The sequence below is a fragment of the Eubacterium callanderi genome, assembly GCF_900142645.1.
Taxonomy (GTDB): Bacteria; Bacillota; Clostridia; order Eubacteriales; family Eubacteriaceae; genus Eubacterium; species Eubacterium callanderi.
Window position 1 is genome coordinate 1 of sequence record NZ_FRBP01000013.1, and the last position, 12,343, is coordinate 12,343.

The 12,343-nt window shown below is 45.8% G+C and carries 13 protein-coding genes and 1 pseudogene; 10 read left to right on the forward strand and 4 right to left on the reverse strand.

What is annotated here, in order from left to right:
• Positions 1-620, forward strand: a 620-nt coding sequence (locus tag BUC22_RS16755) for an LPXTG cell wall anchor domain-containing protein (RefSeq protein WP_143163946.1), incomplete at its 5' end; no start/stop codon positions are given.
• Positions 621-1,112: 492 nt separating this feature from the next.
• Here the strand turns inward: BUC22_RS16755 and BUC22_RS22360 are convergent.
• A complete protein-coding gene (locus BUC22_RS22360; RefSeq protein ID WP_341465654.1) occupies positions 1,113-1,313 on the reverse strand; it encodes a transposase in 201 nt (66 codons plus the stop codon).
• Between BUC22_RS22360 and BUC22_RS22365 the strand changes: the two genes are divergently transcribed.
• From BUC22_RS22365 to BUC22_RS16765, 3 genes are all read left to right on the forward strand, one after another.
• Positions 1,239-1,400 (forward strand): hypothetical protein, encoded by a 162-nt coding sequence (locus BUC22_RS22365; RefSeq protein WP_242946570.1) that lies wholly within the window; start codon positions 1,239-1,241, stop codon positions 1,398-1,400. The two genes, BUC22_RS22360 and BUC22_RS22365, sit on opposite strands and share 75 nt — an antisense overlap.
• Positions 1,401-1,924: 524 nt before the next feature.
• Complete coding sequence (locus tag BUC22_RS22155) at positions 1,925-2,125, forward strand: hypothetical protein (RefSeq protein ID WP_200805553.1); 201 nt, start codon at positions 1,925-1,927, stop codon at positions 2,123-2,125.
• A 317-nt stretch (positions 2,126-2,442) separates the two neighbouring features.
• Positions 2,443-2,973 carry a sigma-70 family RNA polymerase sigma factor gene (locus BUC22_RS16765; protein ID WP_073383266.1) on the forward strand — a complete coding sequence of 177 codons (531 nt, stop codon included), beginning with the start codon at positions 2,443-2,445 and terminating at the stop codon, positions 2,971-2,973.
• 45 nt (positions 2,974-3,018) lie between these two features.
• Here the strand turns inward: BUC22_RS16765 and BUC22_RS16770 are convergent, their stop codons facing one another.
• Both BUC22_RS16770 and BUC22_RS16775 read right to left on the reverse strand, forming a co-directional pair.
• The gene (locus BUC22_RS16770; protein ID WP_073383268.1) at positions 3,019-3,522 is read right to left on the reverse strand and encodes a YolD-like family protein; all 504 of its coding nucleotides are present in this window, start codon (positions 3,520-3,522) and stop codon (positions 3,019-3,021) included.
• A 38-nt stretch (positions 3,523-3,560) separates the two neighbouring features.
• The gene (locus BUC22_RS16775) at positions 3,561-5,060 is read right to left on the reverse strand and encodes a Y-family DNA polymerase (protein ID WP_073383271.1); all 1,500 of its coding nucleotides are present in this window, start codon (positions 5,058-5,060) and stop codon (positions 3,561-3,563) included.
• A gap of 698 nt (positions 5,061-5,758) precedes the next feature.
• Between BUC22_RS16775 and BUC22_RS16780 the strand changes: the two genes are divergently transcribed.
• The 3 genes and pseudogenes from BUC22_RS16780 to BUC22_RS16790 form a co-directional block, all read left to right on the forward strand.
• The gene (locus BUC22_RS16780) at positions 5,759-5,941 is read left to right on the forward strand and encodes a helix-turn-helix domain-containing protein (RefSeq protein ID WP_073383272.1); all 183 of its coding nucleotides are present in this window, start codon (positions 5,759-5,761) and stop codon (positions 5,939-5,941) included.
• Between the two features lie 63 nt (positions 5,942-6,004).
• Complete coding sequence (locus BUC22_RS16785) at positions 6,005-7,237, forward strand: tyrosine-type recombinase/integrase (protein WP_073383275.1); 1,233 nt, start codon at positions 6,005-6,007, stop codon at positions 7,235-7,237.
• A gap of 69 nt (positions 7,238-7,306) precedes the next feature.
• Positions 7,307-7,612: pseudogene (locus BUC22_RS16790) on the forward strand (YcbK family protein); the annotation flags it as partial.
• Positions 7,613-7,768: 156 nt separating this feature from the next.
• Here the strand turns inward: BUC22_RS16790 and BUC22_RS16795 are convergent.
• Entirely contained in the window at positions 7,769-8,653 is an 885-nt protein-coding gene (locus tag BUC22_RS16795) for a radical SAM protein (protein ID WP_013380850.1), read from the reverse strand.
• 152 nt (positions 8,654-8,805) lie between these two features.
• Between BUC22_RS16795 and BUC22_RS16800 the strand changes: the two genes are divergently transcribed.
• The 3 genes from BUC22_RS16800 (at position 8,806) to BUC22_RS16810 (ending at position 11,987) form a co-directional block, all read left to right on the forward strand.
• The gene (locus BUC22_RS16800) at positions 8,806-10,140 is read left to right on the forward strand and encodes an MATE family efflux transporter (RefSeq protein ID WP_013380849.1); all 1,335 of its coding nucleotides are present in this window, start codon (positions 8,806-8,808) and stop codon (positions 10,138-10,140) included.
• The gene (locus BUC22_RS16805; RefSeq protein ID WP_013380848.1) at positions 10,130-10,576 is read left to right on the forward strand and encodes a MarR family winged helix-turn-helix transcriptional regulator; all 447 of its coding nucleotides are present in this window, start codon (positions 10,130-10,132) and stop codon (positions 10,574-10,576) included. Before BUC22_RS16800 ends, BUC22_RS16805 begins: the two co-directional genes overlap by 11 nt.
• A gap of 79 nt (positions 10,577-10,655) precedes the next feature.
• On the forward strand, positions 10,656-11,987 hold the full coding sequence (locus BUC22_RS16810) for an amidase domain-containing protein (protein WP_013380847.1): 1,332 nt from the start codon (positions 10,656-10,658) through the stop codon (positions 11,985-11,987).
• Positions 11,988-12,343: the final 356 nt, after the last annotated feature.

The window sequence follows — 12,343 nt, forward strand, 5'->3', positions numbered from 1 at the left end:
TCGACATCACGCCAATCGGTAAAGTAGATATTGAAAATGAAGGGCAGACAGCAACAGATAAGACAGCCATTAAAGATATCGTTATAAAACCGTCGGACAAAGACGCGACAGTAGTAGTTGATGGTTCTAAGTTGCCGAATGGGGTAACCTATGACGATACGGATAAAACGATTAGTGGTACCGTTGATGTACAAGACTGGGGCAAGGATGAAGAAGAAAGAGACTTCACAACCACAGTGACTGTGACAAACAAAGATGGCTCAAAGGTGGAAAAAGAAATCACCATTACGGTTCAACGAGACACTGACGGAGATGGAACTCCGGATATAAAAGATAATGATGATGACAATGATGGAGTCACAAATCAGGAAGAGCTGGATAAGGGTTCCGATCCAAAGGATCCGAATTCCATTCCGATGATCGACATCACGCCAATCGGTAAAGTAGACATTGAAAATGAAGAGCAGACAGCAACGGATAAGACAGCCATTAAAGGTCCAAATACAGGATATATCGGAAATGGTGGATTACAGGTGGCTGGATTACTGAGCTCTATTGGTGCCTTACTGGGAGTAGGTTTTGCGAAAAAACGGAAAAAAGAAGAAAAACATACAAAATAAACAGTAAATATATTTTATTTTATTGAAAAATAGAAGGATTATACTCGTCTAAAGGGAATACATGTTACGAACCCTGGTTAAAAAAGAGGTCAGGGTTCGTTTAAATAAAATAAGATATATAAAATTAGGACCTTAAAACTTATATTAAGCATATTTTTAGTCGAAAATAACTGTTGAAATAAAAAGACTGCAAATAAAACCTGTAAAGCATAGTCAAGCAAAAAATGAAAAAAGATAATGCAGAAAAAAAGCACGTTAAAAAGACTGTAGGAAAAAGGTCGGTATGGAAAAGAGAAAAAAGCAAAAGCAAGGTGTTTATTCTAAGGCATCAAGAGTAGCCAGAGACTTCAGAACTTTTCCGTATAAATGCGCAGAAACTTATTGGCACTAGCAGTCATGTAGACATAGTAAGGCTTTTCTTCTGCCCGTTTTTTATTCATAACCTGAAAAACAGGATCATCGCATAAGAATTCTTAATCAAGGTCTCCATGACTAAGAAAAGAGTTTTTGGAGTTCCGGGGAATCACGCTTCGGTGTAGCAGTGCTCTTAATCTCGTGGTTTCCTAATTGATTGATCTTTGGATTAACACCAGCAAAGGCAGTAAGGGAGTTTCTTTTGTGAAATCTTCGAACATCGCCAATTTCAGCCATGAGCTGCGGACCAAGAGAATGGCCAACGCTATACATGGCCATGACCACTGGGTATTCCGGGAGTTGTTGTACGAGGTCTTTCGTTTTCAAACGAATGGAAAAGGCGGCTTTGGAAAGGGCGTTGAGTGACTGTACTGCCTATTGAATGAGCATTTTTGTCAAAGAATCCTTTGGAAAGATTGCGATCTGCTTCTTTAGAAGTGACGTGAATTACAGTGGCTTTTGCTGAAGAAAAGGAATAACCGTGATGCTTACTCTACTTATGATAACGGTGTGTAAAGGCGTTTGAGCTTAAGGAAGACCCTCCTTGCTAGAAGGTGGAGGGAAAATCCGGAAAATCCACCCATTTCTGGTGACCATCCTTACAGATAGGACGCATGAAAAGTTCATTGACTCCCAGATAAGTGTGGTCTAAAAGGGAAATGAGATTGTTTTAAGGGCCGTTTTGTTTTTCGTATAAAGGCCGTATGGCCGGTTTAAAGTTTTTAATTCGAATGGTATCCACCGACATATACTGTCGTAATTCCGCCCAATTATCAAGGTCATAACGGGCAATTTTAAGGGCATCGGCTTTATGTGTCCAGTGTGATCCAGAATGACTCGAGTTTCCGCTTCTAGGCTTTTCAGAGAGCTGAGTTTACTGGAATGGAAGGATGGGAAACCGAAAAAGCTTTAAGAACCACTTGACCAAAGGAACGGGCAACGGCAATCATGCTTTTGCCTTTAGAAACATCACTATCAACGGTGTTTATAAAAACTTCTTACTGGTAGAATTTGGCGATCTAACCTACATCATTGCCGGATTCAATCTGTTTGGCGACCTGGACCCACAAGAAGCGGTTCAATCTGTATAAAACGAACGCCCGAAATGAGCGGTTGACTGACAGGCTTTTTTAATGGAGGTTTTAAAAAGGATCTTTGGAGAAAGGCGTCAGGGCATTTTACTCATTTTACCAGTTAGTAAACAATATGGTAAAGTCCTTTTTTATTGGATATTTCTTTATATCGTCAATGTTCTTTAAATCACTATCAAGAAAATAATATTAAAATCTTTTATTATCAAAAGGGCACATTTACCGCTACCGGTAAGTGTACCCTTTTTTTGTGCGATCCTAAACGCGGTCCGCCTCTAAACCGTTTGTTTTAAAACAAATTGATTGGAGGAACAAACATGAAACATAAGCAAAAAGAGTTTAGTCCAGAAGCGGCCTGTTATATAAAGGATCATTCAAAATATCGCAAAATGACTTATAGTGAATTAAAGAGAATGAAAGAACTTGATCCAGAAGCTTTTTCAAAAAGGTGGTTTATACCCGTTGGGGGCGCTTTACTGGAAGTTGGTCAACAGGATTATCGAGATTTTTATCGCGATAAGGAGCGACAGGATTATTTAAAAGCATTGGATGAAGAGTACCGTGCGATTTCTTATGAGACTTTAAAAGAACAAACCCATCGGGAAAAAGAAGCGATCAGTGTTAAGGAAGTGGACGTGCATAAAATTGTCGAAACGGGTCTGTTGCTAGAAGAACTCAGGAAAGCATTGTCGCGGTTAAATAAGGATGAAGCAGCTCTGATTAAAGCGCTTTATTTTGAAGATCAGACAGTGAAGGCGTTAGCCAACCGACAGGGTATTTCTATTGACACAGTATACAAACAGCGGAAGAGAATTTTACAGAAATTAAGAAAAATGATTGAAAGCTAATGGATAAAAGGACGCTCGCATTTTGTGAGCGTCCTTTAAAATAGGTCAAACACAGTCCGCCTCAAAAATACAGACCGATTTTTCAGAAGTGCCCGTTAAAGGACCTTCTTGAAGATCAACCACATCATCGACGGCAAGCAATTCGCCGGATATTTGAATGCGCCGCGTCTCTGAATTAATTTTTTCCACTGCACCGCTGATTTCCAGATAAGACCCTAGTTCTATGTCATTTTCGTCCAGTGTTTTTCCAGGATTGCGCACTGGTTTTGGCACAAAATAGCGGATTGTCACCACTGGTTTCCGCCCATTTTCCAGCCATTGACTTAAGATATGCAGTTTGCGATCAAGGAGGCTTTTCGCATCTTCTGACAATTCGATTCGCCGCGTGTATCTTTTTTGTTTTAACTGTAGCGCCTCCTCGTAGCCCTTCAGGGCGGCGAAAGGGCTGAACTGCTTTGCCCGGTCCGCATTCGCCATAGGCAAGTGCCGCTTCGAAATGGGACGGACCTGATCAATGATATCCTTGTAACTGAAATCATTGTTTTCCATCTAAGAAAACCTCCTGTTAAATCGTACTGAAAGATCATCTAAGCTTTATGGCCTCCGATTTGATTGTTGCGTTCCATCGTTGTTGCGCCCTCCTGTAGATTCATGCCCTTAAAAACAGCGTTGTTTCCGTATTTCTGCTTTATTCGAAATAATGCCTGTTGTATCCTTTGCTCTTGGTCTTCCTGCTCTTGTTCCAGGACATCTTCTGTGAACATGCTGACTTGTCGGCAGATTACTTTACGGGCAACAGCGGATTCGACATCATTGAAAGTCAGAGACACCCTTCGCAGCATGAGCTTCCTGTCAATGATCCGGTCATAGAGCTTAAGGACAGCGTTCATAATTTTCTTTGTTGAATGACTGTAAATCGCCTGGCCACCAGCATCGGTTAACTTTTCGGTGCCATGCGCCGGCTTCGGTACTGCGCGGCCAAAATGATCAATGTGAACACCTCCGCGGTAATGAGATTCCTTCAGACCATCTTTGTCATAGCCGATATGCAGGGTAATACTGGCTGTGACCAGATCTTTTTCGATCAGGTCATACACGAGCAGATCCACCATTTCCTGGACGATCAACCGTCCCTTTTTAAAATCATAGGCATGGGGAAGCACCTGACCGGAGGAAATAGAGTGAGTGCTGGGCTTATAATGCTTGATGTCGGCCATGGTACAAGGCTCAATCCCCCAGGCATGATCAATGAGGAGTTCCGCGTCAATGCCAAATTCATTGAAAAGAAGATTCTCACCATACCCGTTTGTGTCAGCGCCCTGCAAGCTCATTCTGGCCACATCCCCCATGGTATAAAGCCCTTTTTTTTCAAGCCTTTTGGCAATGCCCCGCCCGATGCGCCAGAAATCTGTGAGTGGCCGGTGATCCCACAGAAGCTGTCGATAATTGGTTTCGTTGAGCTCAGCAATCCGGACGCCGTCCGCATCCGCTTTGACATGCTTTGCCACAATATCCATTGCGATTTTGGCCAGATAAAGATTGGTTCCGATACCGGCAGTGGCGGTAATGCCCGTGGTTGCCCAAACCTCCTGAATGATCATCTTTGCCAGCTCACGCGCGGTTATGGGCTGTCCGTTTTTATTGCGATTGGTCGAAAGGTAATGGGTTATGTCCATAAAAACTTCGTCGATACTATACACATGGATATCCTCTTCAGAGACATATTGAAGATATACTGCGTATATCCGGGCACTGTAATCAATGTAAAGCTGCATTCTTGGAGGTGCAGCAATATAAGGGATCTCCCTGCCCGTTCGCAATTTGATGCCTTTTAACTTTTGTTCAACCTCGAAAAGGCGGGGTCTGCCAGGAATGCCATAGGCTTTCAAGGCAGGGGAGACCGCCAGACAGATTGTTTTCTGAGTACGCGTCACATCAGCGACAACCAGGTTGGTCGTCAAAGGGTCAAGACCACGTTCAACACATTCCACCGACGCATAAAATGATTTTAAATCAATGCAAAGATAAATGTGATCAAGATTTCCCGCTGATGCACTAGGTGGGAGCTGTTTGGCAGAAACGTTCATTATTGTGGACCTCACTTATCAATTTTTAACGGGACATAAATTCAGTGTATAAACATAAAACTGGACAAAACTTATGTTTACATAAATAACAAACAAATGTTTTTATTAATATTATATTATAACGATATCTGAAAAATGTCAAGTGTAAGATTCCGTATAGCGCATTTGCTTATTTTGAAATTAAGTGTAAATAAAAATATAAGAACAGATATTCGGAAACAATGAGCAGCAAGAAACCTTAAATAATACTTAAAAAATAATGCGTTTAAAAAAAATCATTCTAAAAAACGCTTTTTTTTCCTTTATATAAATAGAGGGAGTTTTAAAGATTTTAATCGAGCAAAACTCTCAAATTGAAAGCAATTGTTTTCCTGGTCTTTGAAAACTAAATGAAGATTATCTGGGTAAAAACCTTAATCCGGCATGGAGCGACGTTAGAATGGGCGCTTGACGATGAACCATGGCTATAAAAAAATCGTGGTAGATTTTTCGCGATGACGCTGGAGAAAGGGCAATGCGACGGTTACGTGCTGCACTTTGTGTGATATGGAGTGAAGAAAGGTGGATTCCCTTTGCTTTCGTGGTTTTCTCACCAAAAACCTTATCCAGATAATGCCTAGCCGGTGGTGTATGGCAAACCGGCAATAATATTATTTGGCTAATATAGATAACAAATCACTATAGAAGGTGGTATTAAAATGTTTAATCGATATGACGATATTATTTTAGTTCAAGATTTGACTAAAATGTTAAAAATAGGAAAAAACAAAGCTTATAATTTGTTACAAAGTGGCCAGATAAAGGCGAAAAAAGATCGAACTGGACACTGGGTTATTCAAAAAGCAGCGGTGATCGAATATACCAAAGCTAGCAACGCATAATTGTCTCATACATTTAATCCTGTTATACTGAATCTGTAGTGATGGGACGGTAGGAGTATCGTTATGAAAAAACAAGAATTTAAAGTAAAAGCAACACTGCAAAAGAAAAATAATTTCTGGTATGTAGTATGTGATTATAAGGATGGTGATGGAAAGAGAAAACAGCCATGGTTAAAAACAGGCATTCCGGTAAAAACAGGTAGTGATCGCGAAAAGAATAAGCTTGCTCCATTGCTAGAAGAAAAGCGTAAGGAATTAGAGCTTTCACTGCATACATCATCGGACATTTTATTTATTGATTATGCGCAACAATGGATTAATGATAATGCTTTTCGATACGCTGAAGTGACGGCTGAGCGCTATAAAGATATTATTAGGAGCAATATTATCAAATACTTTAAGCCGTTGAAACTCAAATTAAATGAAGTGACTAAAAAAGACCTGGAAAGCTTTTATCAACATCTCTATAAAGAAGGAAAAAAATCAAGTACAGTAGGCCATATCCGAAAAGTCGTTGGTAATATTTTCCATGCAGCAGAGGATAATGAATTAATAATAGACAATCCATATAGTAAAGCAAAGTGTATTGTTCCGACTGAAGTAAAAAACAATCAAAAAAACCGTTTTGATTATTTAAAAGCAAGTGAAGTTAACATGGTATTAGAGATTGTACAAGCAGATTTCCTTTATCCCATGGTCTATATTGCGATTAATTATGGTCTCAGGCCAAGTGAACTGCTCGGATTAAGATGGCAATCGATTGATCTGGAACAGGGAAAAATGAAGATAAATTTTAGTGCCGTACAAGTACGTTCAAAGATGGTGTATAAAAAAACGTTAAAAACCAGTTATAGCTACCGTTCTTTTATGTTATCAAATGAGGCCATTGAAATATTAAAAAAGGTAAAAATCGAGCAAGAAAGAGAAGCAAATTATTATGGTAACAGTTATTATAAACAAGAGCATGATTTTGTTTTTCTCAAACCAAACGGCGAGCCTTACCATGAAGGCGCTTTAAATAAAAGTTTTCAAAGATCGCTCGAAAAGAATGGATTTCGTAAGATGCGTTTATACGATCTTAGACATACATGCTGTTCCTTAATGATTAATGCGAGAACGAAAGAGGGAAACCCGCTTTTTTCTTCAAGAGAGATCATGGAGTATATGGGGCATGGAAGCATTGATACCACCATGAATATCTATGCACATGTCGAAGAGAAAATTCAAAATGAAATTCCAAATAAAATTGTCGCTTTGATCAATGGCAAGAAAAATGAGAGAGATACAGCTTGTTAGAATTCTGTTAGAAATGATTTAAATACTCTTGAAAATCGGCTTTAAATGCGAGATTTGAGAAAAAAGACAGAGTACCGCTGTGACTGCGGTGGCTACTGCGGCGGCTGGCCCTGTCCCATGAACCCCGCGCTCCTCGATAAGATTGAGGCCCTGCGCGGTGTTTTTGGACAGCCCGTGATCATTACCTCCGGTGTGCGCTGTGAGGCGCGCAACGCAGAGGTGGGCGGGGTGGCGTGGTCTTTTCACATGCGGGGCTGCGCCGCAGATCTTTACTGCCCCGGTGTGGCGGTGGGAGAGCTGGCCGGGGCGGCAAAGGATGTGGGCTTAAACGTCCTGCCTTATTATGCGCACGGTTATATTCATGTTGAAATTTAAAAATTTAGCGAAATGGAAAGCGATGTATTTTAAAAATCGCCTTAAACACAAGGCCTTTCCCAAAAGTGTGTATAAATGACACAAATGTCGTTTATTACATAATAAAATCAGAGCATTTAAAAAAGACTGTTCAAAAAATGAACAGTCTTTTTAGTATCAGTGAAATTTAAGGTCCCAGTTGCGCATTTCCTCACTCTTAAAGGCCACGCGGCCTCCAAGGGCCTCGTGAAGCTCTGCGAGCATCCGGGGCTTGTCCTGGTTCAGGGTACCGGACAGGTTGATATAGTTTGAGATATGGTTGGAACGGAATACCGAGCCGGGGCTGTCCAGGTGCTCCATCATCAGCAGGGTCTCCCGGGCCACCTCGATGGGGGTGAGCATCTGGAAATCACCGCGCTCTACCTCGGGGATCATGGGCGCCTGGCCTTCCAGCCGGAAGGTGAGCAGACCGATGTACTCGGGGTTCATAGCGTTCAGTGCTTCTGCCGTTTTGACTGCGTGCTCCTGCCAGCGGGCTTTGCCGCCAAGGCCGGAGATGGCCGTGACCGACAGCTTCATCCCCGCTTCACGCACCATCCGGCCGGCTTTTATGATCTCGGCGGCGGTCTCACCCTTGTTCACATGGGAGAGAATGGCGTCGCTGCCCGATTCCAGACCCATGTAAATCATCTTAAGCCCCAGGGCTCTGAGCCTTCTAAGCTGCTCCGGTGTCTTAATCAGGATACTTCTGGGCGAGCCGTAGCTGGTGACCCGGCCGCACTCCGGAAAGATTTCCTGGATGGCGCCCAGAATGGCCTCCAGATCCGAAAAACGGCGGACCAGGGCGTCCCCATCGGCCAGAAAAATCCTGTTTACAGGGCCATAGGCCTCCCGGGCCTGCTTCAGGTCCCCAATGACGTCCTCGAGAGGGGGGACATGGAAGCTTTTTTCTTTATACATATCGCAGAAACGGCATTTGTTATGGCTGCACCCCACGGTAGCCTGGATAATCAGGCTGTAGGCCTCGCTGGGCGGCCGGAATACGCGTCCTTCATAGCGCATGGCTGTCAACTCCTTTGCGTGCTAATTATTTTGTTTAAATAATTATAACACGCTTTTGCCAAAAAGGCCAGGCGAAACTTTGGTTTGCATTTTCTTTAAGGCTGTGTTAAAATTTATTAGTCCGAAACCGGACTAATTTGGTGAGGTGAAAAATGAAAGCGCAAGCGGTTGATAAAAAGTTTTTTAAGTTTGTCCTGCCCTCCATGTTTACCATGTTTTTAAGCGGGCTTTATACCATTGTAGACGGCTTTTTTGTGGGGCATGCTGTCGGTGATGTGGGCTTGGCGGGCATTGGCCTTGTATGGCCTATTACAGCGGTGCTCATCGCCCTGGGCATGGGCATCGGTGTCGGCGGCTCTGTGCTCATGTCCACAGCGCGGGGCGCGGGGTGTGACGAAAACGCCAACGCGGCCCGGGCCAATACCCTGATGCTGCTGGTGGCAGCCAGCGCGCTGCTCACCTTGTTCCTGGTCTTTATGAACCCAGTGCTCGTATATGCCCTGGGGGCAAGGGGCGAGGTGTACGACGCGGCCATGGCCTATATCCGGATCATTTCCATTGGCGGCAGCATGCAGATACTGGCCTCTGGCCTGATCCCCATGATCCGGAACAGCCACAAGACCATCCAGGCCATGGTGATCATGAGCACAGGTCTTGTCTGTAATATTATTCTGGACGCCTGCTTAACCATGGTGGTCCCCATGGGGCTGGCCGGCGCGGCGCTGGCCACCATTATCGCCCAGTCGCTGACAGTGGCCGGAAGCCTGATCTGCCTTTTCCGGGACCGGGAGCACCCTGTCCGCAGGCGCCATTTCCGGCTTCAAAAGCGGATGATGGTCAAGATGCTGAGAATTGGCGTGTCCCCCTTTGGCCTGTCGCTGATGCCGTCGGTGATCACGGTCTATAACAATCTGCAGTGCCTGGCCTACGGCGGTGATCTGGCAGTATCGGCCTACGCGGTCATCAATTATTTTATCGGCTCAGTCCTGCTGCTGCTGGAGGGCGTGGGTGAGGGCATGCAGCCCCTGATCAGCTATGCGAGCGGTGCCGGGGACTATGCGGCCATGAGGCGGCTGAAAAACAGAGGGCTGATGACTGTGCTCGTCTTTTCGGCGCTGTTTTTGATCGCCTGCGTGCCGGCAGTGGACCTGCTGCCCGGTTTTTTTGGCACCTCGGCCGGGACGGCGGCGGTCATCCGGTCAGCGCTGCCCATTTTGGGACTGGCCTTTCCGATGATGGGGCTGGGCAAGCTGTTCACCTCCTATTTTTATGCCTGCGGCGAGACGCTGTACTCCACCCTGCTGGTCTATCTGGACCCGGTACTGTTTACGCCGCTGTGCATTTTTATCCTGCCCAGGCTCTTTGGCCTCAAGGGGGTGTGGATGGCGCTGCCAGGCGCCCAGGCCCTGATCATGGCAGTGCTCGTGGTTCTGTGGGGGCTGCACAAAAGTACACTCAGAAGCAAGGAGGCAGAATATGCAGGATAGTATTCAGAACACGCTTAGAGCCTACTATGATTTCTGGTTCAGCTGCAACGCCCTGTACGAAAAATGGGCCAAGCGGCAGGGCATCACGGTCAATACCCTGTTTGTGATCTACACAGTGAACGCGTATCAGGAGACCTGTAACCAGCGGCTGATCTGCGAGAAGCTGATGCTGCCTAAGCAGACAGTGAACACCATCCTGGAAGCGCTGACCCGGAAAGGGATCGTCGAAAAAAAGGCCGACCCATCAGATAAACGCAACAAGCGTATTGCTTTTACCAAGACAGGTGCAGACTATGCGGGACAGCTGTTAAAAAGCCTGAGCGCTTTTGAGGAAAAGGCCCTGGGCACCATGACACAGGAGGAGCGGGAGGCCTTTACCCGCACCAGCCAGATCATGCTGGCGCGTCTGGAGGAGGCCCTCGGGACAGATTCTTGAAGGAACAGAGTGAAATTTTATCACACAGACAGCTCCAAAAATGATATAATGAAGCGAATACCTTCAAATGGAGAACAGAATGAGTGATAAAAAGCAAACAGTGCAGCCATGCAGCAAGCTGGTTCTGACCATTCTGATTCTGGCCATTGTTTTTCTGGAGGGGCTGGCCGCCTATGATTTTGTATCCGGCGGTGCCCTGGCCTATGAGAACTGGTCCAGAAGCTTCAGAGAGCTGGAGGAATTGACACAAGCCCGGGAGATTACCGTAACGGCCCGGAACGACATCCAGTCTTTTGGCCTTGACACGGCGGCAGAGGACTGTATTCTAAACTATATGACCCTGTATTTTGACAGTGTGGCCTCCCTGGAGGAACAGGACCTCACGGCCCTTTATGACACCGCAGAGGCATCGGCAGCCAAAGCCGCCGCCATCGACCAGACCGCGCTTTCCTACCTGATCGGGGTGAGAAAGCTGCAGCCAAACGACCTTAAAATGGATGCCTGCAGCATCGGCGTCACCTATGTAAACGCAGCCCCGCAGCCCGGCGGCGACGTGCAGATCGAGTTGTTGGAGGACCAGATCGTCAATTTTGCCTTTATCCCAGAGGTCGATGCCAGCAGCAGCGGCATCCGGCATCAGTTCACACTCCGGAAAAGCGGCGATGCCTACCGCATTGTGGCGCATGAAAAGGAGGAGGACGGCTACCTGCTCATCGAGGAATGCTTTGAACAGGAAACCGAGGGTGAAGGTCCCAAAAATGTCCAGGAGGTTCTGGACCAGATCCGGGATTCGCTGCTTGAAAACGCCAGGGCCGCGGTCGATTACCAGAACGCCCAGCGCTTTACAGCGGCAGACAGCCCGGCAGCCGATAAGCCCCACAGCCATCCCTATGACCGGGACGCGGCAGTGGCCTACGCCATGGAGTGGGTCGATCCCCTCACCGTAAAGCGCAACCCGGACTGGTTTCTCTATGACGGCTACGGCGGCAACTGCAATAATTTTATTTCGCAGTGCCTGTATGCGGGCGGCATCCCCATGGATTGGGACGGCTATGCCCAGTGGAAATGGTTTGACGATGAGGTGGATACCTGGAACCAGCCAAACGGCCGGTCGCCGGCGTGGGCAGGGGTCGATGAGTTCTATAACTACGCCGAAAACAACAGTGGCTTCGGCCTGGTGGCAGAGGTTCATCCAAACCTGTATACCGGCGAGCCCGGAGATGTCCTGCAATACGGCGCCACCGGCGAATGGCGGCACTCGGTGATCATCACCGATGTGATCTACGGCGAGGACGGCAGGGTTCAGGACTATCTGATCAATTCCAACACAACCGACAGAATCAGCTATCCGGCCAGCGCGTATGCCTACTATGATTTCAGGCTCATACACGTGCTGGGCTGGAATGATTAAAAAGACGGCCGTCCGAAACGGGCGGTCGTCTTTTGGCGTCAAAAAACGTTAGCCTTAGGAGGTAAAGCGTTCAGTAGAGGTTTGTTAATGGAGAACGAAGAATTGAGAATGGAGAATTACAGGAACAAAATGCCTGCGCATTTTGAGTTTAATTGCGGCCATAGGCCGCTGCTTTAATCGCTTTTTCGTTAGAAAAAGGGCACGTGAATTCTCCATTTTCCATTCTCAATTCTCCATTGAAATACCTTTTACTTGAACCTTAAATCAAACTTGCGATTTTTTTCACACGCCCGGCCGCGGGTCCTGTACAGCTTCTCCGATTTAAAGCTTGACAATTGAAAAGGATTAGCATATAA

Excerpts from the sequence above, each read along its gene's own strand:
- BUC22_RS16805 (WP_013380848.1), top strand. The coding sequence starts at position 10,130 with ATGCAGGATAGTATTCAGAACACGCTTAGAGCCTACTATGATTTCTGG.
- BUC22_RS22360 (WP_341465654.1), bottom strand. The coding sequence starts at position 1,313 with ATGGCCATGTATAGCGTTGGCCATTCTCTTGGTCCGCAGCTCATGGCT.
- BUC22_RS22155 (WP_200805553.1), top strand. The coding sequence starts at position 1,925 with ATGGGAAACCGAAAAAGCTTTAAGAACCACTTGACCAAAGGAACGGGC.
- BUC22_RS16770 (WP_073383268.1), bottom strand. The coding sequence starts at position 3,522 with ATGGAAAACAATGATTTCAGTTACAAGGATATCATTGATCAGGTCCGT.
- BUC22_RS16795 (WP_013380850.1), bottom strand. The coding sequence starts at position 8,653 with ATGCGCTATGAAGGACGCGTATTCCGGCCGCCCAGCGAGGCCTACAGC.
- BUC22_RS16800 (WP_013380849.1), top strand. The coding sequence starts at position 8,806 with ATGAAAGCGCAAGCGGTTGATAAAAAGTTTTTTAAGTTTGTCCTGCCC.
- BUC22_RS16810 (WP_013380847.1), top strand. The coding sequence starts at position 10,656 with ATGAGTGATAAAAAGCAAACAGTGCAGCCATGCAGCAAGCTGGTTCTG.
- BUC22_RS16785 (WP_073383275.1), top strand. The coding sequence starts at position 6,005 with ATGAAAAAACAAGAATTTAAAGTAAAAGCAACACTGCAAAAGAAAAAT.
- BUC22_RS16765 (WP_073383266.1), top strand. The coding sequence starts at position 2,443 with ATGAAACATAAGCAAAAAGAGTTTAGTCCAGAAGCGGCCTGTTATATA.
- BUC22_RS16780 (WP_073383272.1), top strand. The coding sequence starts at position 5,759 with ATGTTTAATCGATATGACGATATTATTTTAGTTCAAGATTTGACTAAA.
- BUC22_RS16775 (WP_073383271.1), bottom strand. The coding sequence starts at position 5,060 with ATGAACGTTTCTGCCAAACAGCTCCCACCTAGTGCATCAGCGGGAAAT.